Genomic DNA, 26,519 nt, shown 5'->3' on the forward strand with positions numbered 1-26,519 from the left:
AATACATTTAAAGCAGTATTGCCACCATTGAGTTTGGCAATGAAATTACAAATGGATTTAATAGTTATATTTGAATTTATTATTTAAACATGCTAATTCCCCAATTTGATGATTTGATGAACCCGACGCTCCAAGCCTTAAAGGACTTAGGCGGTGAGGCCCATATTAGGGATATTGAAAATCGGGTTGCCGAGCTTTTGAATTTGACTGATGAAGAGATCACAGACATTCATAGAGGGACAATGACTAAATTGGTCTATCGATTAGCTTGGTCTAGAAATTATTTAAAAAGATTTGGACTAGTTGAAAAGACTTCTAGAGGAATTTGGTCTTTAACATTGAAAGGTAAAGAAGTAAATGTCGTTGATAAAGAAGAGGTAAAGAAAACCGTTAAAAGTTCTGAAATAGATAATGACGATCAGGAAATTCAAAAAGATATTGATGATTCAATTTTAATTGACACTATTAATCCTTCGGTGGAATTTGAAGAAAATTCAATTGACGACAACGACTTAGAAATAATCAAACCATTTGACCCTAAAAAGATAGATATTACGAGTAAATCGATGATTCTCGACTTGATTTTTAAAAGAATCAGACAGGGAGAAATTAATTTTTTTACTGATTTTCAGAGAAAAAATGATTTATGGGACAAGACGAAGCAGAGTAGACTTATTGAGTCAATACTTATTCGTTTCCCCTTACCCGCTTTTTACTTTGATGGAACTCAAGACAATAAATGGCTTGTAGTTGATGGGCTGCAGAGAATTAGTAGCCTTAAAAACTTTGTAATTGATAAAAGTCTTAAATTGGAGAAACTAGAATTCCTGAAGCAATTTAACAGTTTAGGGTTTGATGAACTTCCTCGAGATCTTCAAAGAAGGATTGAGGAATCAGAGATTAATGTCTATATTATTAATCCAGGTACTCCAGACGACGTTAAATACAATATTTTTAAACGCATAAATACCGGGGGATTGATGCTCGAGCCTCAAGAAATAAGGCATGCAATGAACCAAGGAATACCTGCTAATTTTGTGAGAGACTTAGCAGTTATAGAGGAATTTCGTAAAGCCACTTGTTACTCAATTAAAAAAGACAGAATGCAAGACCGAGACTTTGTTACAAGGTTTATATCATTTTATATTAATCCATATCAAAATTATCAACCGGATCTTGACACTTTTATGAACAAATCTATGGCAGCACTAAAGAATCTTACAGAAGCGGAAAGACAATTAATTAAAACAAACTTCATAAAATCCATGAGTGCGGCGGTTAAGATTTTCGGTCAGGATGCATTCCGGAAACGATTAAATAAAAACGATTCTAGAAAACCCATAAATAAAGCGCTTTTTGAAGTATGGTCCGTTATATTATCTAAATTAGAAGCTTCGACGATACAAATGCTAGTTCTAAAAAAGGAGATTTTAAAAGAGGCATTTATGGACCTCTTAAATAACGATGTAAAGTTCACAGCATCATTGAGTTCAGGAACAGGAGATAAAACAAGAGTAATAACTAGGTTTTCGGAAATTCAGAATTTAGTAAACAAAATTTCAGAATGATAAAAGCGATTTCCATTAGCAATTTTAAATCGCTAAAATCAGCTAAACTGCCGATAAAGAATCTCAACATTTTTACTGGTTTGAATGGGATGGGCAAATCATCGTTTATCCAGGCCATTTTGTTGTTAAGGCAATCATTTCAACAAGGTATGTTGGAAGATCAAGGATTGACCCTTAAAGGAAGTCTCATTGAATTGGGGACAGGTAAAGACGTATTTAATCAGTACGCTGGAAAGGATGAAAATATTGAAATAAAAATCAATACAGAAGAATATAATTTCTACTGGACCTTTGGATATCTACCTGATGCTGATATCTTACCTGTAGAAAGAAAAACGAGCTATACAGAGATTTTAAGAAGGTGCGGGGTATTTAATAAGGATTTTCAGTATTTAAATGCTGAACATATAATTCCACAAACAACGTATAAAAAATCCGAATTTGAAGTTATTCAAAATAAGCAAATAGGTAAATATGGTGAATACGCAGTACACTACCTATCTGTTTATGGCTTAGATAATTTAGAAAATGAGAATTTAATACATGAAAAATCCAAGTCAAAAATTTTAATACACAATATAGATGCATGGCTAAATGAAATTAGTCCGGGGGTAAAGTTAATAGTTGAAGATATCAAGGGCGTCGACCTTGTAAGATTAGGGTTTCAATATGAGACCGAAAGTGGTTACACTAACGAATTTAAGCCAATAAATGTGGGTTATGGATTAACTTATGCGCTTCCTGTGATTTTAACCTTACTTACTGCAAAATCGGGTAAGATAATAATTATTGAAAACCCGGAATCACATCTACATCCAAAAGGACAAGCTAAAATAGGTGAATTGGCTGCTTTAGCTGCGGAAATGGGTGCCCAAATTTTTATAGAGACCCATAGTGATCATATTATTAATGGGGTAAGAGTAGCTGTTAAAGAAGAAAAAATCAATCCATTAAATGTCAATATTCAATATTTTGAAAGGGGAGGCGATGTGGAGGTTCATGAATCTAAAATTTCAACGATTGAAGTGGATAGAAAAGGAGAATTAAGTCACTACCCTAAAGATTTGCTGGAAGAATGGAGCAATCAATTGCTAAAGCTCCTGTAATATGCAACTAATAAGCAATGAATTATCCTTTTACCCTTTGGCTGATACTTCTCAAATTGCAGTTCAAAGATTTGAGCAGTTTCTAAAAACGTTTAGATCAGCAAAAAATAAATACGACTTTAACCATATTACTTTCCAAGGCAACTATTCAACACTACAGGTTACGACAACACAGACATTTATTGAATGGCTTTCAAATTTAACATCTCCAACTCTAAAAAACCTAATATTAGGTCTTTGCAAGAGTCCCTACACTGACGACTTGGAACAGACCGAAGTTGATTCTTACCTTGAGAGCACATTTAAAGCGAATGTTGCTAAAGATTTAACTAATAAAGAACCATTTGGATTATCAATTGCCTTTATTAAATCGATGCCTGTAATTAGCTTTGATTCACATCCAATATGGAGAAATCGAAAGATAAATATCGAAAAAACAAATAATCAATCTGATGAAAACGCAACAGTAAGCGTATTTAATATCTGCTTAGATAGTGATTTATTTTCTCTCGAAATTGACCAGTGGGCAAGGGATTGTATGGGATCGCTAATAAAAGATGAGAAATTACTTATAAAATTTCTTGGATTTGAAAAATTCACTTTAGCGTTTGCGGAATCTTTTATGGCTCAATTCTTAGATTGGAAGGAAAATGATATAGACACTTTTAGATATTTATTACAATTGATGAAAGATGTTGAGTTACATCCGTTTAACGGCGGTTTAGGCAAAACAGAAAATTTAAAATATCGAGGAAAGGAGGCTTCCAAAAGAATTACTCATGGTGATCGATTAAGTTACTGTATTGTTAACAACACAGTCACTTTTTTGGCCTGCAAAGGCCATTATGAATTTCATTAAAATTGGGGAATTTTCATTTGTAAGTAATCAGCAAAGCTTGATATATGGAATTTCAATTTTTTATATGACAATTCCATTTAACCTCCTTTTATAGCAAATCTGATTTTTTCTATCCTTTGATCCCAATTCGCTTCATTATTGTAAATTTCGACGTAAGGATTTTGAATAATCAAAGGCGTATAATCAATGTTATTCATTTTATCTCTATCTACAAGATATAAGTAATATTCACCTTTTTTTATTCGCGCGATATCTATTTCATTTCGTGACCAAAAGAAATATGGCCGGCCACTAAAAGATTTAACTTCAATAAATCGATCATTGACTATTGATAATTCATTATTAAAAGACGCGATATCGTAACCCTCAGCTACAGAATATTCAGCTACCCAATCAATTGTTTTATTCCCATTTAGACGATCATGCTCAAATTTAAGGACGAATTTTTCTGCTTCTTCCCCATAGATTTGTTGCTGTTCCAATGATAATTGAAATTCTTCAATTCCTATTTTTCTTCTTTTGATCTCGGGCAAGATGGTTTTGTCGAAAAGCTTTTTATACCTGGAGTTTATTATGAATTTTTTAATCTCTGTGGTAGGATGGATCTTAATAATTTCAAAATCTATCAACAATTGCTTAAAACTGGCATACTTTAAACCGAAAGCGCCGTAAGTTATTTGTACCGAATGGTAAATAACATCATATGAAATATTCTTTGATGAAAATATATTTTGAAATTCATTATCGTCTTTTAGGCTCAAAAACAAATATTCAACGAACTTATCACACATTTGCTTTTCACTTAATAGGAAATCTTGAAATGTTTTATTTAATGAGACGGTATTTGTATCATCTATTAGTAAGACCCCGATATTAAATGCCAAATCAAGACATCCATCAAAGACCGATCTGCCATTGATATTTCGATTATAGAATAATTGCTCTAAGTCCCTTTTTGAATAAATAGTTGCGTTGTTGTTATTCAATGATTTGAATAATTCAAAGAAGTATTGAGGTGATCCTAAATTATCATATGTTCTAAGATCTTTTAGCATAATTTGCAATAAGATCTTTAATAATATCGGTTTCGTCGCTATCGTTTATTCTATTGAAAAGAGGAATATCATCATTGATAATCATTTCCATTCGTTCGATCTTGACTCTCAATCTGTCATTGATAATCTCATCTATCGAATTTCTTGAGATAATATAATAGTAATTTGTTAATTGCCCTTCTGCCAAACCTACGCGATGGATACGATCTTTAGACTGGAGAAAGTTCGAGCAATTATAATCACGTTCAAGATATATGGCATTATGGCATCCTTTATGAAGAGATATTGATTCCGCTACCGAAAAAGGATTTGCTATAATTACCTGAAAATCTAAATTATTAGGGTCGTTGAATTTTCTAATGGTCGTTTCTCTTTCGATTTGCTCGATCTCTCCAATTAGCAGCTTCGATGAAATATTATGTTTGTATAAATAATCTTGAAGCTCTTTTGCGTTTTGTATAAATATGGTCCATATTATAACCTTTCCATTATTTTCTAATATTTCATCATCAATTATTTTTTTTATCTCAATGAATTTTTGCGGCGTTTCAAATTGAGCATAATTACATATTTTGTTAAAGAACTCTGAGTCGTTAATAAATTCATCATTGTAGGTTGTAAATCTTGAGTTAGGATCGTATTCCCCTGTAAACTCATTATTTGCCAAGGAATCCCTTAATGTTTTAGCAAGTAATGCAGGATTTGTCGAAGCTTGCCGTAACCTTATTAATTTTGCTTTATTCAAAATATCCTTAACGGTTGCCGATGGGTTTTGACTAAATGAATTAATATATGTAGTTTCAATAAAATCATATATCTCGCGCTGGTATGGCTCCATATCGATTAAGATAGTCTGCTCATTTATCGGCGGCAACTTCAAATCAGCTTTTTTAATGCGTATAAAAAAAGGAGATATATTTTCTTTTAGATTCTGAACACGATCACTGTCAGGAAGATTATTATAGGTCATGTCTTCCAAATTTTGATAGTGTACTTTAAGAATTTCCTTATACTTGAATGGATAGATAAACCTGTATAGATTGTATATGTCTTGATACCCATTAGGCACTGGTGTCCCGGTAAGTATTATTCTTGATGTCGCTTCTTTAGAGATTTCCACGACACTTTTGCCCCAGACACCTTCTGGATTTTTTATCCTATGTGCCTCATCGACCACGACCATTGTTTTATTCTTCTTTAGGAACGCAATAATATCACGTTGAAGATTATCGACACCACCATGAAATATCAATGTCACCTCAGCAGGGGAACCCGAATATAAGTGCTCCAGTTTCTTATCTTTAGAAATAGAACTATCACCCGATAATCTTTGGAAAGTTGTATTACGACCGAAACAAGCTACATATTCATTTTCCCAGGGAGCAAACGACGACAATGGGCCTATCACCATTAATTTATCAACGTGTTTAGCGTCATCTGCAGGCAGAGATTTCAAATAGGAATATGCCCCATAAACGATCCTTGTTTTTCCAGCCCCCGGAACAGCAAAATTACAGGCGTTTTGTGCAAATGCCATATGGAAGGAAGATAGCTCCTGTAGTGGATATAGATTTTCGGCTAATGTTTCATTTAGAACGTTTTTGAAAGATCGATAATTTTCGATCAGTTCGGGATATATCTGAAACTCGTCATTACGAATAGACCTGGCTTTTAATTCAAATTCCTCAAATAAGCGATTTTCTCTATCAAAGCCCTGAACGTCATTAATTACCCCTCGTGAAAGTGAACTGGTAAGTTCATATTTAGTAAACAAACTTTGTATCTCTTGAAGAATCTTTACTTGAGTTTCCTCACGAAAAGGAATGAAGATCGTATTGTCTTTAGTTGAATAATTTAAGCGTTTTAAAGTAAGTATTAGGCGTTTGTTAGAAATGATATTTTCGTAACCGCCTCTAATAATAAAGCCGGGATTTACTTCATCGGTACTTACATCTATCTCTACGTTTTCCATTAAAAACGTTTTGTGATTTGATATCCTAACTGCTGTATCTTTTTAGCTTTATCATGAATTTCTTCCTGCTCAGCTTCAGGAACATTTTTCAGATCCAAAGATTCCAATAACGAAATGATATGCGATAATGTCCGCGTCGTTGATTTTTGTAACAACATGCCAAAAACCTTATTACCTAAAGCCTCTACTTGTTTTTGAACATCTTTATTGGCAAAAGATTTATGCCCGGTCTTTATAGCATTTAAAGCGTCTAACGCTTTTGATACTAATTTTTGAGGCTCATCAGAAGCACGATTGTAACCAAGTTTTTCTTCATGTATTCTAATATTCTCCTCTAAAAAGCTGATTTTGCCATCAAGTTTAGTGCTTTCAAGAAATGAACTGTCACGTGCGTCAAGGTGCTTATTAAGATTCTGTGAAGCATAATCAATTTCGACCTCCTCGATGTTTTTTAGCCTATCGTTATGGTATTTTGCAAAGCTTGTCCATATCTCTTTATCGCCAAAAAAATGATTAGGTCTTTGACCTTCTGCTAATATTCTAAACTCCTTACCTTCATATTTTGCCCTTATATAATCGAACGCGATAGCTTTTAATTCATCGACATCATCATCACCATATCCGTCAAATCCCTTTTTACTCGCTTCTCCGTAATACGTATTGAGCCATTTCGTTAAATTTAAAAATTGATCCTCTCTTTTGTCCAGTTGAGTATAAAAGCCGTCATATTCCAAAAATTCCAAGTACTCATCCATCACCTCCATTGTATTAAGATACTTGACGATCTCAGAAGGATCTTCTCCCATCCATTTAGCTATTTTCGCAATTGCTGACTTGCTTGGCTCGTGTTTCTCTATGTTCGATGAATAATTTTGTTGAGTTAACTTTTTGTATAATAGCTTAGACTTTATATATTTTTCGGTTGCATTATACCCGACTTTTTCGTCTTCACCCATTTGGTAAGTTGTTTCCAACTTTTCAATTTCTAATGGGTTTTCATCTAAAGTTACGTCAAGAACAACCGCTTTGAAATATTCGTATTTTTTCCCGCGGTTAAGAAGCATAGCTCTTCTATTGCCGTCAATGATGATTCCATCTTTAGTTATAATACCGACCTTTTGCTGACCGTAATCGTTCAGACTTGTTTGGGTGGTTTTATTTCGAGACTCGTTAGAGTCAAAAAGTAGTTCCTCTATCTTTTTTTTTCCTTCTTCACTCTCAACATCAATTACATAGCTTTGTCTTTCAAGTGATTGGGTACGACTTAAGATTCTACCATTATATTTATTGTAAACAAGATATTCTAAAGGGATCTGATAAACATTCTTAGATACTAGTGTATCATTCCAGGGAATCTCCATCTTCCCAAATGGATTTTTTTCATCCCTGACAATAATTTCTTGGATTTTCTGTATTCGGGTTTCCTTATTCATAGCCTAATTGTGATTAGCGATAGTAACTACCTTATTCAGTGCATAAAGTGCGAAAAGTTGTTTTTTGGGAACGGCATCCTTATTGAATATCTTTATATCTTTCTGAATAAACACCGGTTCCTTAAATTCTAATTTATTAATTAATTCGCCAACAAATTCGACTAATACGGTAGGCTCTAAGTAATTCCCTATACTATGTTGCTCTTCATACATTCTCTGTAAATGCTCTTTTGTAGCAATCTTTTCTGAAAATCCATTATTAATCATCTGAATGAACTCTTTCCCGTTTTCTAAGTTTTCGATGATCGGTTCTATATCTTTATAATAACCCTCGTGATAGTTGAACGAGGGGAAACCTTCCCCGTTGCCATACTGGATTGATGTCAGCCATTTACTGGCTTCCTTTTCGTTACTTAAGATATCATAGTTAGATAAGGTTACGGTTATATTTCCTTCCTTGAAAGGATGCCGTCTGAATCTTGAGCCGCTTTTTCTCTTGCGCGGGGCGTCGAAAGCCTTTTCTTCATAAGAATTTAGGTCTGGAACATTTTCAAGATCGAGCACTTTTTGCACACATGGGACAATTACATCTCCCCATTTTAACTCCCTCCTTACTATAGATGCAAAAGCCCGACTAACCGATGGACACACTGCATTACCGACCAAGCGCCATTTAGTGCCTTCAGTACCTATAAATTGATAAGTTATTGGGAAGCCCATTATACAACTGGCTTCACGAACTGTTGGCGTTCTATATTCACCATCGCCAGTCCTATTATATTCTGATCGATATATTAAGGCCTCCCTCGATGTTCCTATTTTTGTTGCTGTTATAGTTCTGCTTGGCCTATCCTCATTTTCTGGAAAAGACATCGTTCCCATATAAGGATGATTGACCTTTAAAAATTTAGAATTTTTCCATTCACTTGAATATAAACCTGTATCATAAAAATGATCGGTAAGTTCGGACTGTTTTATTTGTAGACTGGGGTATATCGGATCTGAAACAAGCTCATCTGACCTTTTACTATTGGGCTTAGGAAGTATGGCCTTGATAAAACCTAATTTCTTAAAAGGCTGTAGATCGTTATCGAATATCTCTTTTATTTCTCCATGTGTCTTTTGTGGTACAACTAATGAACCTTTAGAGATGATCTCGCCAGTAACGACGCGTTTTCTGATTTGAGCTGAACCATATTCAGCAGAATTGATAACGACACTATTACCCTCGATCCTTATGGCGATTTTTGCAGGGCTTAATCGATGTTTTTTAGCCCATTCATGCAATCCAAGATCATTAAAATTATATTCTCTCGCTAGATACGTGGTGGAATTTGTCACGTTTTCCATGAACCACGCTTTCAGTTTTGAATTTGGCTGAAATTTCTTTACTGCAACGATCTTCAGGAATGTTTCAGTAAGTTTTACCCCTAATGATTTATCAGCTTTGCCGGAGTTATTTGAACTTGAAAAACTCACGCAGGGTGGGCTCCCTAAAATAATATCCGTATTTGGCAGGGATTCTATCAGTTCAATGGAATCTTGGAAATCTAAAATATCTTGTAGTACACCCTTACCTTCTCCATAGTTATGATTGTAAGTATCGACTGCTGGTTTCCAATGATCATAGCCTTTAACTATTTCAAACCCCTGTTGTCTGAATCCTTCAGAAAATCCACCAGCACCACAAAAGAAGTCAATAAGGCTTAATTTAGTCATGCACGGAATATAAGCAGGAAATTAATATTACAAAAATTTATTTTTCACCATTTCCACAGTTGTTGACAAGCTGTTCTTAATATCACATTCCCAAATAGTTATAACTGTCCAACCTAATAATCTAAGCTCTTGGTTTTTGCGTTCATCGCGCTCTTTATTCTTGATAAACTTTTGGGTCCAAAAATCAACATTGGATTTAGGCAGATTCGGATGGCACTTCTCGCAGCGATGCCAAAAGCAGCCATTTATGAAAATTGCCAATTTTCTACCAGGAAACGCGATATCGGGCCGACCGGGGGCCTTTTTCCAATTTAAACGATAGCCTTTAATTCCCGCGCTAAGCAAAGCTTTCCTAAAAATAAGTTCTGGATTCGTATCCTTTGCTTTGTTAGCACTCATCACCCGAGACGTGGATCCTTTGAGCGGGACCGGAGCTCTACCATCGCGCAAATAATTTCGAGCTTCTTTTGACATTTATGATTTTCTGAACCGAACTCAAATAAATAATATATTGAAATAATGGAATTCTTAAACAAATTAAAAAAATGCGATCGATTTGTTTTAGTTTAGGTAAAATAATACATACGGTATAACGACCGGTCACCTAAAATATTTTGTGGGGACCTGATCAATATCCTACTGCGAAACCAATACGTTATAGGCCATGACAAAAGAAGAAAGAGTTGCTAAGCTAGTTGAGATCGAAGCGAGTGAACCACTAATGAACAAATTCATATGGTATAAGGGGCGTAGGAGCGAATTCGGCGTACACGAAATCCCTTTGCAATTACTAAGCTATAATCCATATAATGGAAGAATTATGAGCATGACCAAATCGTTTGAAAAACAACAAGGCGAGATTGACCTCACGGATGAGAAGCATCGGGGATTGATAGAAAAGTTCCTTTGGGATTCTGCTCCGGATTATAATCAGAACACATTAAAGAGTCTAAGAAAATATGGGCAAAATGAAATAGGCATTGTCACAAAGGATGGTGTTATCATTGATGGAAATCGAAGGGCTTATCTCTTAGGTGCACTAAATAAAGAGGATGGAGAGAAAAGAACGTTCCTTGCTATTATCCTACCTGACGAACTTGATCAAAACAGCGAAGAGATTAGTACCCTTGAAACGATCTATCAAATAGGTGTGGATGACAAGGTTGATTACAATCCTATTGAGAAATATCTTAAGTGTGCTGAACTAACCCAATTCAAATCGATAGAAGAGGTCGCATCACTCATGTCGGAAACCGACGGTAAGATCAAATCCTATTTAAGTATCCTCGCCCTTATGAAAGACTACCTGATCTACATTGGATATCCGGAGGTGTTTACGAAACTGTATAAAAAAGAAGGTCACTTTGTCGATCTTAATAACTATTTGAATAGTTATTCTAAGAGCGCTACAAAATATCAGCTTGTCAACTGGCCCTATTCCGAAGCTGACATCGATGATCTAAAAAAGGTCTATTTCGATTACATAAGACTTGGGTTACCTGTTTCTAACACACGCATCATTGGCAGGCCTAACAAGATGAACAGCTTTTTTTGTCATGAAGAGCTCTGGTCGAGATTTAAAGCAAAGCACAAAGCTTCCATCGCGCAATATCCGGAAGCAACACTAGAGGAATACATCCAAATAAATAAAGGTTCAGATAAAGACAAAGCCTCTGATGAAAGAGACACGCTATGGGGTGAAAAGGTTGGTCATGCCATTCTAAATAATTTGAATTATTATAATCGGATACTTGAGGACAAAAAGAACGCGGACTCCCCCGGTGAGCTTTTAAAACGGGCCAAAGGCACTTTGTCACTTATCGAAAATAGAAACATCGGTCTGAACAATCAGCAAGAAGTGACGGAAATGGTCATTGAGATCAAACAACAACTTGCTTTGATCGAATCACATATAACTACCTTAAAGGCTTAGTTCGTTAATATGATCGAGCAAGTAATACCCTTAAGCAAGGTCGCTTACGTGTTGCCTACCGAAGAAAAGGTTTTGGTATTGTTCGTTCATGGATTAAATGGCGGGAAAAAGACCTGGAATAAATTCGTAACTGCTTTAGAAGACATTGAAGAGATCAAAGGGATGTACGACGTGGATCGTTTTGAGTATCCAACCTCTTTCTTTGAACGGTTCTCCAATCCTTTACCGACCATACCTGCCATTGCCAATGGTTTGCGCAGCTATGTAAATCTAGCGTGTAAGCCTTACAAAAACATCATACTTGTCAGTCACAGCATGGGTGGACTCATCTGTCGAAGATATTTAATAGACCATGTCAAACAGTTCAATCATGAAGAGTTTAAGATCCGATCATTACTGCTTTACGCTGTACCTAACAACGGGTCAGATTTAGCAAAGGTGAATATTCTTAATCCCTGGCATTCACAAATTAAGGAACTAAGTAGGAACGCTGGTTTCATTTCCGATTTAAATGGCGACTGGAACATCTTTGGTGTTAATAAATTAACTGATGTTAAATACATCATTGCTGGACGGGATGAGATAGTTGCTAGAGATAGTGCCGTAAATTATTGGGGAAATCCCTCTATCGACACAGACCTTCCTAAAAACCATAAGAACATTATTCATCCTTTACCTAAGAATGATATTTCACTTCTAGCACTGGTGAATCAGATCTTGAACGTTTTCAATACATCTCTCCAAGAAAATGATGAGGCTTATTCAGTAGAAGATGAAATTTTAGATTATGATGATGAAGAAAGAGAGGAAAATCTAGACAAATTTTGATAATTATTGACGTCCTATGAGTCCTTATTTTTTTGATTTTTACCATAATTGGAGCAATAAATTACTGGGTATTATTGGCGATGATTTAGCCAGTGTTTATGACCGTTATATTACTTCATTTGTTATTTATAATAGTTTATATAATCAAGTACCTGAGGCCTTAATAGAAAATGGCATTCCAGTGGCTTCAAAGATTTTTGATAACAAACTTGCCACAGAAATAGTAGTTCAATTCGTAGGTGCCACTAATTTGCTCGATCTGTTATATAATAATGGATGTGGTAATGACATTCAGGGTATCATTAATTTGATTGATCAACAAATGTTTTACATAAAAATCAAATACGGCCAAAGGCAAAGAAATGAAGATTTAAAATTACTTTCAGATCTTAATTCTACAAACCATAACAAAAAAGCTGTAGCAATTTTACAGGTTCTTTACCATGTTAGATGCAATATATTTCACGGGAATAAAAACTTTGAAGAATACCAAAGAATTTTAGTCGAACCATTATTTAAGATACTTCAAATAATTAACAGCGAATTATTTAACCGATTACAATAGCGTAACGAATCTATGAATCTCTGTAACTTAGGGTGTCATTGATTCCTTTCTATAATAAATCGATTATTTCAGACGTGTAATAAACCGAGGCTAATTAGTTTGAAATCATTCAAACTTGATGCTTCGCCTTGTGTTGGTTTTGGTTTTAGAAATTTATTAATTCCTTTATTTGTGTTTTTCCAAAGTGCTCTATAATAGTTAGTTCAGATTAATTTTTCAGTTATTAGGGCAAAATAAATAACGTCAAATAAATCAACAAGCAACTTTTTACCACCATTTGCAGAACACTACTTGTAAGTGGAATTTTATTTTAGCTTTACCTACTTAGTAATCAAAATTTATAAAACATATTTACCTTACAGGTAATCTACTAAGACAATCAAACAACATTATATTGATGGATTTTCAAGAACAACATTTGAAAATGAATTCTTCAAAAATCTTTTTTATCCTTACTTTTGATAAGCATTGACAGCAAATTAAAAGCCATGAAGGGCGAAATAGTTCCTTAGAAGTTTCAGAAAATGCCCTAATTCACACCCTCGTCTATTTGGTGTAATTAAAGCATTTGATAATCAATAGTTTAGAGCGTTGCGGATCCATCCTGCCATCCCGACACCGGAAATTTAAGCCCTGACAATAGTCGGGGCTTTTTTTGTAATGTATCTTTTTCTAACAAATTAAAAATTACGCAACGCTATAGCCAGCTATATAAAAAAAGAGGCTGTCTCATTATTTGAGACAGCCTCTTTTTAATTAACCCAATGGTTTACTACCAACCAATTTGAGCTATGTCCGGGTTACGGCGTATTTCATTCGCCTCAATCGGTAACCAGTTCATTTTGTCCTCATAAACGTGTTCTATTTGTTTAATCGGGGTATAAGTTTTAACACCGGTAGTTACATCTTTTATAATGTCCATACCATAGACAGGTCTGTTTTCAATATCAATGGCAATTTTCCATCTTCTGATATCAAAAAATCTGTGCGACTCAAACGCTAACTCTATTCTTCTTTCGTTGTAGATGCGTTTTCTAAGCGCCTCGCCGGTAACAGTTGCCGGTATAGGCGGCAGGTTAACACTTGGCCTTGCTCTTACCTTGTTTACATATTCGCGGGCAGTAGCTTCATCACCTAACTCAAACTTAGCTTCCGCATAGTTCAGGTAAATTTCAGCTAAACGGAATATAGGCCAAGGTTGAGTGTAAGTAGTTTGCCAGTTTAATGGCTGATCCTCAGGCATAAACTTTTTCAAAATGTAGTTGCAACGTGGGTTATCACTACTTTGTTTGTATGAGTCAAAACCCCATGTTTTATTGTCTGATGATACCCACATTTCGTAGAAATCACCATGGAAAGTGGTCTCGTCATGTATAACAGTTGCATCAAACCTTGGATCTCTGTTAAGATATGGCTTTTGAGCATTGTAGCCAGAAAGCGCGTTAACAGTTTTAGCTACAGCTGTACCTGTACCGGTTACCGTGAATGGCTGCAAGCCGTTGGTCATGTCATAATCATCAACAAGGTTTTGTGATGGACCGTTACTTGCCCACCAACCTCCGTAAGCCTGATATCTACGACCAAGGTTGTTCATAGGAGCTTGGTGCCCGTTAGCGGTAGTAAAGTTTTTAGCAAAGATCAACTCATCGTTGGTTGAGCCGCTTGATCTGTTAAATGCTGCTTTGTAGTCTGGATATAAACTATATCCACTGGTAAGCAAGGCAGCTGCGGCATCAGCAGCCTTTTGCCATTTAGCATTGTCTTTTGTTGGGCTATAAAGCGGAGACGCTGCATAAAGGTACACACGTGAGCGTAATGCCAAACAAGCATCTTTAGTAGCGCGGCCGAAATTAGCATCCTGTGCTGCGTATTTTTGCGGCAGATCAGGCAATGCTTCGGTTAAGTTTTTGTCAATGTAAGCAACAGTTTCATCTATTGTTGCTCTTTTGAATTTTACCGCTGCACCATTAGCTAATTGATAAGTTTGCTCAACAATTGGTACGCCACCAAATCTTTCTAATAATTGAAAGTAAGTGTAAGCGCGTACAAACTTTGCTTCAGCAATTAATCTGGCTTTGTCTGCAAGCACTACTTTAGTTGTACCTAACTGTTCAAAAAACACATTGATCTTACGGATGTATTGATAACCGTAATCCCAATAGTATAACCTTTGGTTATCCCAGTTACCTCCGTTTATAGTTGTAACATTGTCAGGCGTAAGTGTACCTCTGGCAAAAACGTAAGGCGGTTGCCCGTTGGGTACCGTGTTAACGGCCTCGTCAGTATGTTTTGAAAGCATACCGTGTACACCCATACCATGCGGTATAGCGTTGTAAAGCTCAGCTTCATAAGCCCTTATCAGGTTTTCATCTGACCATACAGCATCTTCGCTTACCTTGTCAAGCGGAGTGATGTCTAAGATGCCTTTTTTACAAGACACGCAGGACAGGACTGCTAAAAGAATAATTAATTTTCTCATATTATTGTTTTTAAAATCTAACATTTGCGCCCAGGTTGATAATTTTTTGTGGCGGATAGTTTACAAAACTACCGTTGTTAAGACCTGCGCCGCTGATCTCAGGATCAGACCATTTTATTTTAGGCGACCAGGTTAACAGGTTGAATCCGCTTACAAAAACTCTCACACTGCTTATTTTTAATTTTGACAATACGCTAATTGGAACGGTATAACCCAATTCGGTTGAGCGAAGTCTGATAAAGGTTGCATTATTATTAAAGAAAGTAGTATTTCCAGGCTGATAAGCATCAGAACGTGGCATAGTGCCATTAGGATTTGATGGGGTCCACCTGTCAGCGGCACGATATACAGACGCGTTAGAAAAATCCTGGTTACCTAAGTTGGCAAATGCACCATCATAGTTGTAAGCCTTGGTTTGTCCGTAAAGTCCGATATTCATGTCAAACTGTTTGTATTGCAGGTTAATGTTCATACCGAAAGTATATTTAGGTACGTTGTTATAATCAAACCTGAACTGGTCATTTCCGTCAATTTTACCATCATTGTTTAAATCCAGAACTTTAATATCGCCCAGTTTTTGATTTGGCTGGTGAGGGTAGCTGTCTAGCTCTGCCTGCGTATTAAATATTCCATCGGCCTGGTAAAGTAATGGTGCTCCAAAAGGATGCCCCTGAGCGTTTCTATAAGCGTAAGTGTTAGGCACTTCGTCTGTAAACACAACAGTGTTACGTGCGTAAGCGGCGTTAAAACTAAGGTTATAAAACAACTGGCCAATTTTATTTCTGTGGCTCAATATCAACTCAAAACCATTATTATCAACAATACCAATATTTTCTGGAGGTAAGCCAATAAAACCTAACACTTTAGATGCAGAAAAGTTTCTTTGTGTAAGGATACTTGACCTTCTTTCTTTAAAGTAAGTAAAGTCAAAACCAAACAACCCTTTCCAAAGAGAACCCTCTATACCAAAGTCAGTTTTCTTTGATCTTTCCCAGGTAAATGTTGGGTTAGGTAATACAGCAGTTTGAATACCGCCTACATCAGATGATCCAAATACCACGTTGTTGGCGAAAGTATAGAATTGCGCGTATTGATAAGCGCCTCCATCTGTACGGTCACTACCAAGCTCACCATAAGTTGCACGTATTTTTAACTGATCAACAAACGGGAAGGCTGCTTTAAAGAAATCTTCCTCAGAAATACGCCATGCACCCTGGAACGAAGGGAAGAAACCATAACGATCACCTGCTTTAAATATCTGCGAGCCATCATAACGGAAATTGAAATCAAAGATATACTTTGATGCAAAATCGTAAGAAGCACGACCCAGGAAGTTGTTATAAGCGCTTCTGCCGGCAATACCGTCGTTGTTTTTATCAGCAGCTGCATTGCTTCCGTACCTTAATTGCGGGAACTGAGTAGAAAGGAAGTTTTTACGATAAGCATTAAACCAGTTATTGTCGTTCTGCTGTTGCTCGCCGCCTACCATCACGTTAATATGGTGTTGGCCAAAGTTTTTATCATAAGTTGCCCTATAGTTATATAATAAGGTTCTGTCCTGATCATATCTTTCGGTCAACTCGGCAAGGTTTGTACTGTTAACTTTAAAGTTTTGTTGCGTTGTTACGTTATAGTCGTAATAAAAATATGGGGATGAGAAGGTTTTAGTATAACGATTATTCAAGTCATAGTTAAAACTCACATCAAATTTAAGGCCCGATACCCATGGCACTTTGAACGTACCGGTAAAGGTTGAAGTGATAGGGTAGTTTTGTTCTTTATTACTACCGCGGCTGTCAAGCAATAAAGGGTTTTCACCTAACCTGCCACCGCCTAATAATCCGTTAGGATAACGCGCTATCAGCGTAGGGTTGGCCTGTAATATGTTAACAAAGTTGGTACCTGTAGTTATGTTAGAATAGGTTCTGTTAAGAATTATACCGCTTATGTTAGCACCTACGGTAAGGTATTTGCTTATGTCAACGCTTATATTGGTTCTTACGTTATACTGTTGCACTTTAGTAGGATTGTTCCTAAAAAGGTTATCCTGCGTAAGCGTACCGAATGACAATAAATAACGGCTGTTATCTGAACCACCGGTTACCTGTATATTCTGGCGTTGCTCCGGAGCGTATGATTTCAATACCTCTTTAGTCCAGTTGGTATTACCCCACACATAAGGATTAGACTGCGTTTGTATTTGCTGAATAACATCAGCAGAGTAAAATGGAGCAGTACCACCACGGTAAGCTACGCCTTCATTGTAAACCTTGGCAAACTCAACAGCATCAAGCATTTGAGGTATCTTGGTTGGGCTTTGAAACGCATAGTTGTAGGTGTAGCTAAGTTGTGCTTTTCCTTTTGTGCCTTTTTTGGTAGTGATCAAAATTACACCGTTTGCAGCACGGTTACCGTAGATAGCTGCAGAACCATCCTTCAACACTGAGATACTTTCAATGTCTTCCGGATTCATACGGCCTACATAGTCTTGACGGCTTTGGCTACTAGGCACACCATCAATTACATATAAAGGACCGTTAAGTGAGTTGTTATTATTACCACCTAAAGTTCCACCGCCACGTATCAATATGTCTGGGTTATCTCTACCAGGCTCACCGCTACGTTGGCTTACTGTTAAACCCGGAAGTTTACCTTGCAGGCTGGCTGCCAGGTTGGGAGATGGGTTTTTAGTAAGTTCTTCCCCCTTAACTGTCGAAACAGAACCAGTTAATGTGGCTTTTTTCTGCTCACCATAACCTACAACAACTACTTCATCAAGTTGGGTTTGCACGGGTATAAGTTTTACGTTAATAACAGCGCCGCTACCTGCAGCAATTTCCTGCGTTTGATAACCTAATACGCTGAAAGTTATCGCGGCGTTGCCTGGCACTGATAAAGAATATTTACCATTACCGCCCGTTACCACGCCGATACTGGTTCCTCTTACCATTACACTAACGCCCGGCAATGGTTGGTTGGTTTCGTCTGTAACTGTACCTGTTATAGTTACATTTTGTTGCTGTAGCAATACGGGGGTATTGATTGGCGCTCCTCCGGCTGCGGTGGCGTAATTAGTCGTAACATTGACTAAAACAATAGCCGCAATCGATTTAGCAATTACCGAATTTTTGGACAATACCGTCCATGCTCGAAGCATGACCTTCGATTTTAATGTCATAATTTTAAGTTTTAGTTTTGTAGTTGGTTAATAAAAGTAATGGCTAAAAGCCAAAGGAGTTAAGTTTTGATTTTCTCATAGGCATATTTAATATTAATAAAATTGGTTATGGCTGTGTTAAACTTAGTTGAACAGCTCTATACTTGGTATTCAAATTAAACCTTAAAAAATCAGATAGCGTTGCATATTATTACCGTATTATTAAGGAATATTACCATAACCAGAAAGATAGTGCCAAAAATTGGTATGTTTACCTCAGTTAATTATGGAAGCCGAGCTACTAAAAGTTTCTAACCAGTCTGCCTTTTCGTTTAGTATAAGGCAAGACCGTGTGCCAAATGTAAATAGCAGATGGCATTTTCACCCTGAGGTAGAATTGATCTATCTTCATCGTGGCTCCGGAATGCAGTTTATAGGCGATAGTATCAAACGGTTTCACGAGGGTGACATCATTTTAATCGGATCAAATCTGCCGCATTATTTTAAGTTTGATAAGGAAAAGCATTTAACCGGTAATAGTAGTAATGATAATCCATACTCAACTGTAATTCATTTTTACGAAGATTTTTGGGGTAAACCTTTTTTGGAACTGCCCGAGAATGCCATCATAAAGCGTGCTTTAGAAAAAGCCAAAAGAGGTATTTTAATTTCAGCAAGAAAAGAGCCGCTCATCTCCAATCTGATAAAACAGTTATCGGTTTCTGAGGGACATTCGCGCATAGTTTTGTTGATGGAGACCCTGGCGCTGATAGGATCAAGCAATAGCGGCAGATTATTATCGTCAATTGGCTTTAAGTATAATTTTGAAGAGTCAGATAAATACCGGATAAACCTTATTTATGAATACTCCTTCGCTCATTTTAAAGACAAAATTTCGCTGGAGAAAATTGCTCAGGTTGCTAATCTGGCGCCTAATTCGTTTTGTCGTTATTTTAAAGCCAAGACCCGGAAAACTTATTTTCAATTTGTTAATGAGATAAGGGTAAGCCACGCGTGCAAACTGCTTATTGAAGACGAGGTTAGTATTAAGCAAATATGTTATGAAAGCGGCTTTAATAACTTCTCTTCTTTTCACGCTGTTTTTAAGCAAATAACAGGGAAAACACCGCTTACTTACAAACAGCACATTATTCCGAGTTCAATATTAGAAGGTTAGATGTAGAAATAGGAGCACGAGCCGCAATGTTAATATACCTTAATAGTAAGTTAATTTTATATAATAGCTAACAGATTTTAAGCGCTTAATTTGAAGCCCGATCAATCATTACCAATATTAAATAATGCCCCTAAAGTTAAGGCTTGTTAAGCTTAAATCCGGATGGATTTAATAATGCGTTTTTAATAAATTGATATCTTATAAATTTAAATACAAGATTATTTGCAGTTTAAATTTTAATTGCAAATAGTTCTGAATATATTATGACCAATACCTTAAACCAATCCATTTCAGATTTGCCAAGAATAATTTTTGGTACAGCCAGCCTTGGAAATTTATTTGTTGAGCTTGAGTATGGTGTGAAGCGCGAAATCATTTCTGAGTGCTTTAATCGTTCTACCGGTAAAGTGGTATTTGACTCGGCCGGCAAATATGGCGCGGGTTTGGCGCTTGAGTCTATCGGTAAAGCTTTAACTGAATTAAATATAGACCCGGAAAGGGTAGTGATCAATAACAAATTAGGCTGGTACAGAACTGAATTGAAAACTCCGGAGCCAACATTTGAAAAAGGTGTGTGGATAGGCCTTAAAAACGATGCTGTGCAGATGATAAGTTATGACGGCATGATGAAGTGTTTTGAACAGGGTAATCAATTATTGAATGGCTGGGCGTCTGAGATGGTGTCTGTTCACGACCCCGATGAGTACCTTGCTGCGGCTGTTTCGACGGAGGACGAGGCCAGGAGATATAATGATATACTGGAAGCTTATAGAGCGCTGGCAGATTTAAAAGCCAGTGGTAAAGCTAAGTCTGTTGGAATAGGGGCGAAAGATTGGAGAACAATTATAAGAATAGCCAAAGATGTTAAGCTGGATTGGATAATGATAGCTAACAGTATGACCATAAAAAGTCATCCTGCCGAATTATTGGAATTTATAGCAGATATGGATAAGAAGGGTGTACCAATTATCAATTCAGCGGTATTTCATTCGGGTTTTTTAATAGGCGGTAATCATTACGATTATAAACTTGTTGACGAGAATTTTCCCGGGTCCAGTGATCTTTTAAAATGGCGGGAAGATTTTTTTGCTACGTGTAAAGAGTTTGAAGTAACTCCCGCCCAGGCCTGTGTTGCTTATGCGTTAAATATACCGGGTGTAAAAAGCGTTGCTTTAAGTACTACCAACCCTTTGCGGGTTAAGGATAATATTAATATGGCCCATACAGTCATTCCAAAAGATTTTTGGGCTAAAATGGTTGAAAGAGGGTTGTTAGATAGCCCTTTTAACTGAAAACAATATGTCGAAAATTGATTCGCATCAGCATTTTTGGAAATATGAGCCCGTTAGGGATTCATGGATCACGGATGACATGGCGGTAGTTCAACGGGATTTCTTTCCCGAGGACTTGGCGCCGATACTTAAAAGTAATGGATTTGATGGTTGTGTAATTGTGCAGTCAGATCAATCTGAAGAGGAAAACCATTTTCAGTTACAAAATGCAGAAGGTTATTCGTTTATTAAAGGAGTTGTGGGTTGGGTTGATCTCTTGTCTGCCAATGTAGAGCAACGCCTTGAATATTACAGCCAGTTTAAAAAACTGAAAGGGTTTAGGCATGTGTTACAGGGCGAGCCGCAGCGCGATTTTATGTTGCGCCCTGAGTTTTTAAATGGGCTCTCGCTACTTAGCAAGTATGATTTCACTTATGATATTTTGGTTTTCCCTGACCAGTTGAAATTTGTAAATGAAATGGTTGCCAGGTTCCCGTATCAAAAGTTTGTTTTGGATCATATAGCCAAACCATATATAAAAGACAAAACCATAAGTGGTTGGGATTCCGATATTCGCGCGCTTGGCAAATTTGACAATGTGTGTTGTAAAATTTCGGGCATGGTTACAGAAACCAACTGGAATAGCTGGAAGCCCGAAGATTTTGATCCTTATATAGACGTTGTAGTTGAGGCTTTTGGAGCAGACAGGTTGATGTTTGGCTCTGATTGGCCGGTTTGTACGGTTGCGGCAAGCTATGAGCAGGTGTACGGTATAGTTAAAAATTACTTCTCCAATTATAGCGCAAGCGAACAAGAAAAGATCTTTGGAGAAAATGCAATTAAATTTTATAGTTTATCATAATAAGAAATGAATTCGTTGGTGTGTACCCATCCCGGGAAATTTGAATATAAAGAATCTGAGCGCCCGGTGTTAACGCCCGGAAATGCCATTATAAAAATAAGGAGAATTGGCATTTGTGGCACAGACCTCCACGCCTTTAGGGGTACGCAACCCTATTTTAATTATCCGCGTGTTTTGGGGCATGAACTATCTGGCGATTTAGTTGAAGCTGATGGTGCGCCCGGATTTGCAATAGGCGAGCGGGTTACTTTTATACCCTATATTAACTGTCAGGAATGTATAGCATGCAGAAGCGGTAAGCCTAACTGCTGTGTTAATATTAAGGTATGTGGCGTGCACATTGATGGCGGCATGGCTGAGTATTATTCTATCCCTTCGCGGTTATTATTACATGGCGAAGCATTAAGCTATGATGAATTGGCTTTAATTGAACCTTTGGCTATAGGGGCACATGGCATTAGACGCGCAGGAGTTACTCCCGGCGAATTTGTATTGGTTATAGGTGCCGGGCCTATTGGTTTAGGTACCATGGAGTTTGCCCGCATAGCAGGTGCGCAGGTTATCGCGATGGATATAAACGATAACAGGCTTAAGTTTTGCAAAGAAAAATTAGGTATTCATTATACCGTAAATGCACTGGACGACGCCAAACAGCAAATAAGCGATATAACCGGAGGGGATATGCCTACTGTTGTGATAGACGCCACCGGTAATCAGAAAGCTATAAATTCTGCACTGCAATATATGGCACATAGCGCCCGCTTGGTGCTCATCGGTTTGCAGAAGGAAGAAATATCATTCAGCCACCCGGAGTTTCATAAGCGTGAGGCTACATTAATGAGCAGCAGGAACGCCACTCGCGAAGATTTTGAACACGTTATTACTTGTATAAAGAAAGGATTGGTTAACCCGCTGTCCTACATAACGCACCGGGCAGATTTTAACAGCCTTAGTGTTGAATTTCAAAATTGGCTTGACCCGGCTTCAAACGTAATTAAAGCCGTAGCTACTTTATAATATAGACCACAGCATGCAGAGGATGAAACGATGATAGATGTTAAACCCATAAACCTTTCAAACAAAACTATTGGAGATATCAATGCTCCCGGTGTAATTACACCGTCTATAAATTATCTTAATTTGCCCGTAAAAGTTTTGCAATTTGGCACGGGAGTGCTGTTGCGTGGCCTTACAGATCACATTATTGATAAAGCCAATAAAGCCGGGATATTTAATGGGCGCATAGCAGTTGTAAAATCTACCAGCACAGGCGGTACCGATGCTTTTGCCGAACAGAATAATCTGTACACACTACAGATGAAGGGCATTGAAAATAAACAGCTTACAGAGGAAACGGTTATTAATACAGCAATAGCCAGGGTTTTATCTGCAGCTGACGAATGGAATTTGGTATTAAAGGAAGCTGAAAATCCCGAACTTAAAGTTGTTATTTCAAATACAACCGAAGTTGGCCTTCAGTTAGTAGAAGAAAATATTGATCAGCAACCGCCTTCCTCATTCCCCGCAAAGTTACTGGCGGTATTAAACCATCGCTATAAAAGTTTGAATGGAAGCGCTGAAAGCGGTTTGGTAATAATACCAACTGAACTTTTACCGGATAATGCTATCATTCTAAAATCAATTATAAAAAAACTTATTGCTTTTAATGGCTTAAGTGCTGATTTTGAGAAATGGTTAGATGAAAGCAACTATTTCTGCAATTCTTTAGTGGATAGGATAGTCACCGGCAAGCCTTCGTTGGAGGAACAAAAGCAATTTGAGCAAAAAAACGGGTATCACGATGCATTGCTGATCGTATCAGAACCGTATTGCTTATGGGCCATTGAGGGTGACGATAAAGTAAAGGAGATATTGAGCTTTGAACAGGCAGATCCCGGTGCCGTTGTTATCCCGGATATTGAAGTTCACCGCGAGCTGAAGTTAAGGCTTCTAAATGGTACGCATACATTAAGCTGCGCCCTGGCGCTTTGTATGGGTTTTGATCTGGTAAACACAGCAACTAACAATGCTCAATTCTCGGCTTTTTTAGAAGATCTGATGAAGGAGATATATGAGGCAATGCCCTATAAACCTGAAGCTAAGCTTGCAGCGGAGTTTTCAGAACGCGTGTTAGACCGATTCAGAAATCCATTTATACAGCATCAGTGGGTAGCCATAGCACAGCAATATACTACTAAGATCATAACAAGAGTGCTTCCTGTACTGAAAGAGCATTACAGGTTATTCAATAATGCCCCCGAAAATATTGCAAGGGGCTTAGCCGCTTATATGTTTTTGATGAGCAAGGTTGTTAAGGATAATAAGGAGTATTATTTAACTTATAAAAATGAGCGGCATCTTTTAAAAGATGATAAAATAGGTATTCTGGTAGAAAAATGGGCGGTAAACCCCGCAAGTGTAATGGCTTCTGAAATTCTTGGTGCAAAGGAAATTTGGGGCGAGGATCTGTCTCAACTACCCGGTTTAGCACATTCCGTTCAGAACAAGTTGAATGATATAGTTAAAAATGCTCAACCACATAAACAAAAAGAAAATTAGCATGAAATTTCTTTTCAGGACACTTTGTGTTATTGTTGTTTTTACCAGTTCTTTTGCGCTTTCGCAAAAGGTTTATGCTGATATCAGGCTACCTAAATTAATAAGCGATGGCATGATATTACAGCGCGATAAGCCGCTTAAAATATGGGGTTGGGCAGCACCGGGAGAAAAGGTTACCGTTAATTTTATTAAGAAAAATTATAGCACGGTTACCGGTGCGGACGGAAAGTGGCTGGTTACCCTTAAACCTATTCCGGCCGGCGGCCCGTATAACATGACGCTTACAGGTAACAATAAGTTAGAAATAGCTGATATTTTGTTGGGCGATGTTTGGTTTTGTTCGGGCCAGTCAAACATGGAAATGGGAATGGGTGATGTGAGCGAAAAATATGAAAAAACAATAGCGCAGAGCCAGAATACGCAGATACGGCAGTTTTTAGTACCTAAAAACACCAATGATGCAACCAAAATTCACGATGATTTAACAGGTGGTAAATGGACGCCGGCTACCGGTGCCAATGTTAACAGGTTTAGCGCTTCGGCTTACTTTTTTGCTTTATCAATATTTGAAAAAGAACACGTAGCTATAGGTATTATAAACGCAAGCTGGGGCGGAACGCCTATTGAATCGTGGATCAGTGCGGATGGTTACAAAACTTTCCCGGAGATAGCTAAACAAGTGGCGCGCTTAAGCGATACGGCTTATATTAACCGCATGAACCGGAATAATGCCGAAAACAGCCGTCTTCAGGCACCAAGAACTGACCGAAAATATGATGACGGCTTAACCGATTCACCGAAATGGTACGAGGCTACCTATGTGCCAATGGGTTGGAAAGATATTATGGTTCCCGGTTTCTGGAATGGGCAGGGGTTGAACAATTTTAGCGGTGTTGTTTGGTACCGTAAAGAGATCAATATTTCGGCATCAGCTGCCAGCCAAACCGCTAAACTGTATTTTGGGCGTATTAATGATAATGATGAAGTATATATAAACGGACAATTAGCCGGGCGTACAAACGGACAGTACGCTAACCGCATGTATACACTAAAATCAGGGCTTTTGGTGCCGGGTAAAAATATAATCGTGGCACGCTTAAGCAACAATGCAAATATTCAGGGCGGTTTTGTGCCCGATAAGCCGTACTATATTACCGCAGGTGCGGATACCATTCAATTAGCCGGAAAATGGCAATATCGGGTAGGGCAGGCATTCCCTCCGCAAAAGCCGGGGCTTGAAGGATACTCAGCGGCAAATCAACCCACATTATTATATAATACTATGGTTGCTCCGGTGGCCAATTATGCTATTAAAGGTGCTTTGTGGTACCAGGGCGAGTCTAATACAAACAAGGCTAAAGAATACGAGCGTTTGCTGCCTGAGTTAATTTCAAATTGGCGCACTACCTGGCAAGATCCAAAATTACCATTTATTACTGCTCAGCTCCCTAACTATCAGGAAGCTACATATTTGCCTGCCGAAAGCGGGTGGGCCGAACTACGCGAAGCGCAAAGAAAATCATTATCCATACCAAACACCGGCCTTACGGTTTTAATTGATGTAGGCGAGTGGGGCGATATTCATCCACGTAACAAAAAAGACGTTGGCGAACGCCTGGCACTTACCGCTGAGCGGGTGGCTTATGGAAACACTAAACTGGTAACTTCTGGCCCAACCTTGCAAAGCGCTAAAAAAGATGGCAGCAAAGTAGTTTTGTCTTTTGGCGATACAGGAAGCGGTTTAATAGCCAAGGGCGACGGAAAACTAAGGCATTTTGCGGTAGCCGGTGCCGATAAAAAATTTGTGTGGGCAACCGCGCAGATCAGCGGTAACCAGGTAATTGTATCTGCTGAGAATGTTATCGATCCGGTTTATGTAAGATACGGATGGGCTAATAATCCTGACAGGGCAAACCTGTATAACAAAGAAGGCCTACCTGCCTCACCATTTGAAGCAGCGGTAAACTAAACAAGCC

Annotated in this window: 19 protein-coding genes; 12 read left to right on the plus strand and 7 right to left on the minus strand. The window is 37.6% G+C overall.

The features are described 5' to 3' along the window. Window positions 1-89 precede the first annotated feature (89 nt). Genes ACFQZS_RS08445 through ACFQZS_RS08455 form a run of 3 tightly spaced genes read left to right on the plus strand, consistent with a single transcriptional unit; the run spans window position 90 to window position 3,533 of the window. Window positions 90-1,568, plus strand: a complete 1,479-nt coding sequence (locus ACFQZS_RS08445; RefSeq protein WP_377099181.1) for a GmrSD restriction endonuclease domain-containing protein — start codon at window positions 90-92, stop codon at window positions 1,566-1,568. Beyond that, a complete protein-coding gene (locus tag ACFQZS_RS08450) occupies window positions 1,565-2,674 on the plus strand; it encodes an AAA family ATPase (RefSeq protein ID WP_377099183.1) in 1,110 nt (369 codons plus the stop codon). Before ACFQZS_RS08445 ends, ACFQZS_RS08450 begins: the two co-directional genes overlap by 4 nt. Window positions 2,675-2,711: 37 nt before the next feature. Then, a complete protein-coding gene (locus ACFQZS_RS08455; RefSeq protein WP_377099185.1) occupies window positions 2,712-3,533 on the plus strand; it encodes a type II toxin-antitoxin system YoeB family toxin in 822 nt (273 codons plus the stop codon). Window positions 3,534-3,610: 77 nt separating this feature from the next. On the opposite strand, the gene ACFQZS_RS08460 is transcribed toward ACFQZS_RS08455, so the two are convergent. Genes ACFQZS_RS08460 through ACFQZS_RS08480 form a run of 5 tightly spaced genes read right to left on the minus strand, consistent with a single transcriptional unit; the run spans window position 3,611 to window position 10,186 of the window. Further along, window positions 3,611-4,588, minus strand: coding sequence for a DUF3883 domain-containing protein (locus ACFQZS_RS08460; RefSeq protein ID WP_377099187.1), 978 nt, complete (start codon window positions 4,586-4,588; stop codon window positions 3,611-3,613). Continuing rightward, the gene (locus ACFQZS_RS08465) at window positions 4,572-6,560 is read right to left on the minus strand and encodes a DEAD/DEAH box helicase (RefSeq protein ID WP_377099189.1); all 1,989 of its coding nucleotides are present in this window, start codon (window positions 6,558-6,560) and stop codon (window positions 4,572-4,574) included. The genes ACFQZS_RS08460 and ACFQZS_RS08465 overlap by 17 nt, the downstream gene beginning before the upstream one ends. After that, window positions 6,560-7,993 (minus strand): hypothetical protein, encoded by a 1,434-nt coding sequence (locus ACFQZS_RS08470; protein ID WP_377099191.1) that lies wholly within the window; start codon window positions 7,991-7,993, stop codon window positions 6,560-6,562. Before ACFQZS_RS08470 ends, ACFQZS_RS08465 begins: the two co-directional genes overlap by 1 nt. Before the next feature lie 3 nt (window positions 7,994-7,996). After that, the gene (locus ACFQZS_RS08475; protein WP_377099193.1) at window positions 7,997-9,712 is read right to left on the minus strand and encodes a DNA cytosine methyltransferase; all 1,716 of its coding nucleotides are present in this window, start codon (window positions 9,710-9,712) and stop codon (window positions 7,997-7,999) included. Between the two features lie 27 nt (window positions 9,713-9,739). Next, window positions 9,740-10,186 carry a very short patch repair endonuclease gene (locus tag ACFQZS_RS08480; RefSeq protein WP_377099195.1) on the minus strand — a complete coding sequence of 149 codons (447 nt, stop codon included), beginning with the start codon at window positions 10,184-10,186 and terminating at the stop codon, window positions 9,740-9,742. Window positions 10,187-10,376: 190 nt separating this feature from the next. Between ACFQZS_RS08480 and ACFQZS_RS08485 the strand changes: the two genes are divergently transcribed. Genes ACFQZS_RS08485 through ACFQZS_RS08495 form a run of 3 tightly spaced genes read left to right on the plus strand, consistent with a single transcriptional unit; the run spans window position 10,377 to window position 13,038 of the window. After that, a complete protein-coding gene (locus ACFQZS_RS08485; RefSeq protein ID WP_377099197.1) occupies window positions 10,377-11,645 on the plus strand; it encodes a hypothetical protein in 1,269 nt (422 codons plus the stop codon). A 9-nt stretch (window positions 11,646-11,654) separates the two neighbouring features. Then, entirely contained in the window at window positions 11,655-12,473 is an 819-nt protein-coding gene (locus ACFQZS_RS08490; RefSeq protein ID WP_377099198.1) for an esterase/lipase family protein, read from the plus strand. Between the two features lie 16 nt (window positions 12,474-12,489). Continuing rightward, complete coding sequence (locus tag ACFQZS_RS08495; RefSeq protein ID WP_377099200.1) at window positions 12,490-13,038, plus strand: hypothetical protein; 549 nt, start codon at window positions 12,490-12,492, stop codon at window positions 13,036-13,038. A 772-nt stretch (window positions 13,039-13,810) separates the two neighbouring features. Here ACFQZS_RS08495 and ACFQZS_RS08500 read toward each other — a convergent pair. Beyond that, window positions 13,811-15,517, minus strand: coding sequence for a RagB/SusD family nutrient uptake outer membrane protein (locus ACFQZS_RS08500; protein WP_377099202.1), 1,707 nt, complete (start codon window positions 15,515-15,517; stop codon window positions 13,811-13,813). A 10-nt stretch (window positions 15,518-15,527) separates the two neighbouring features. Beyond that, on the minus strand, window positions 15,528-18,674 hold the full coding sequence (locus tag ACFQZS_RS08505) for a SusC/RagA family TonB-linked outer membrane protein (protein ID WP_377099204.1): 3,147 nt from the start codon (window positions 18,672-18,674) through the stop codon (window positions 15,528-15,530). A 286-nt stretch (window positions 18,675-18,960) separates the two neighbouring features. Between ACFQZS_RS08505 and ACFQZS_RS08510 the strand changes: the two genes are divergently transcribed. The 6 genes from ACFQZS_RS08510 (at window position 18,961) to ACFQZS_RS08535 (ending at window position 26,512) form a co-directional block, all read left to right on the plus strand. Beyond that, a complete protein-coding gene (locus tag ACFQZS_RS08510) occupies window positions 18,961-19,851 on the plus strand; it encodes an AraC family transcriptional regulator (protein WP_377099206.1) in 891 nt (296 codons plus the stop codon). A 263-nt stretch (window positions 19,852-20,114) separates the two neighbouring features. Next, window positions 20,115-21,143 carry an aldo/keto reductase gene (locus tag ACFQZS_RS08515; protein ID WP_377099208.1) on the plus strand — a complete coding sequence of 343 codons (1,029 nt, stop codon included), beginning with the start codon at window positions 20,115-20,117 and terminating at the stop codon, window positions 21,141-21,143. A gap of 7 nt (window positions 21,144-21,150) precedes the next feature. Beyond that, complete coding sequence (locus tag ACFQZS_RS08520) at window positions 21,151-21,984, plus strand: amidohydrolase family protein (protein WP_377099210.1); 834 nt, start codon at window positions 21,151-21,153, stop codon at window positions 21,982-21,984. A 6-nt stretch (window positions 21,985-21,990) separates the two neighbouring features. Beyond that, window positions 21,991-23,001: a zinc-binding alcohol dehydrogenase family protein gene (locus ACFQZS_RS08525; RefSeq protein WP_377099212.1), complete on the plus strand. Its 1,011-nt coding sequence runs from the start codon at window positions 21,991-21,993 to the stop codon at window positions 22,999-23,001. A 30-nt stretch (window positions 23,002-23,031) separates the two neighbouring features. Then, window positions 23,032-24,543 (plus strand): tagaturonate reductase, encoded by a 1,512-nt coding sequence (locus ACFQZS_RS08530; protein WP_377099214.1) that lies wholly within the window; start codon window positions 23,032-23,034, stop codon window positions 24,541-24,543. 1 nt (window position 24,544) lies between these two features. Then, the gene (locus ACFQZS_RS08535) at window positions 24,545-26,512 is read left to right on the plus strand and encodes a sialate O-acetylesterase (protein WP_377099216.1); all 1,968 of its coding nucleotides are present in this window, start codon (window positions 24,545-24,547) and stop codon (window positions 26,510-26,512) included. Window positions 26,513-26,519: the final 7 nt, after the last annotated feature.

It is taken from the genome of Mucilaginibacter calamicampi, assembly GCF_042676765.1.
Lineage (GTDB): Bacteria > Bacteroidota > Bacteroidia > Sphingobacteriales > Sphingobacteriaceae > Mucilaginibacter > Mucilaginibacter calamicampi.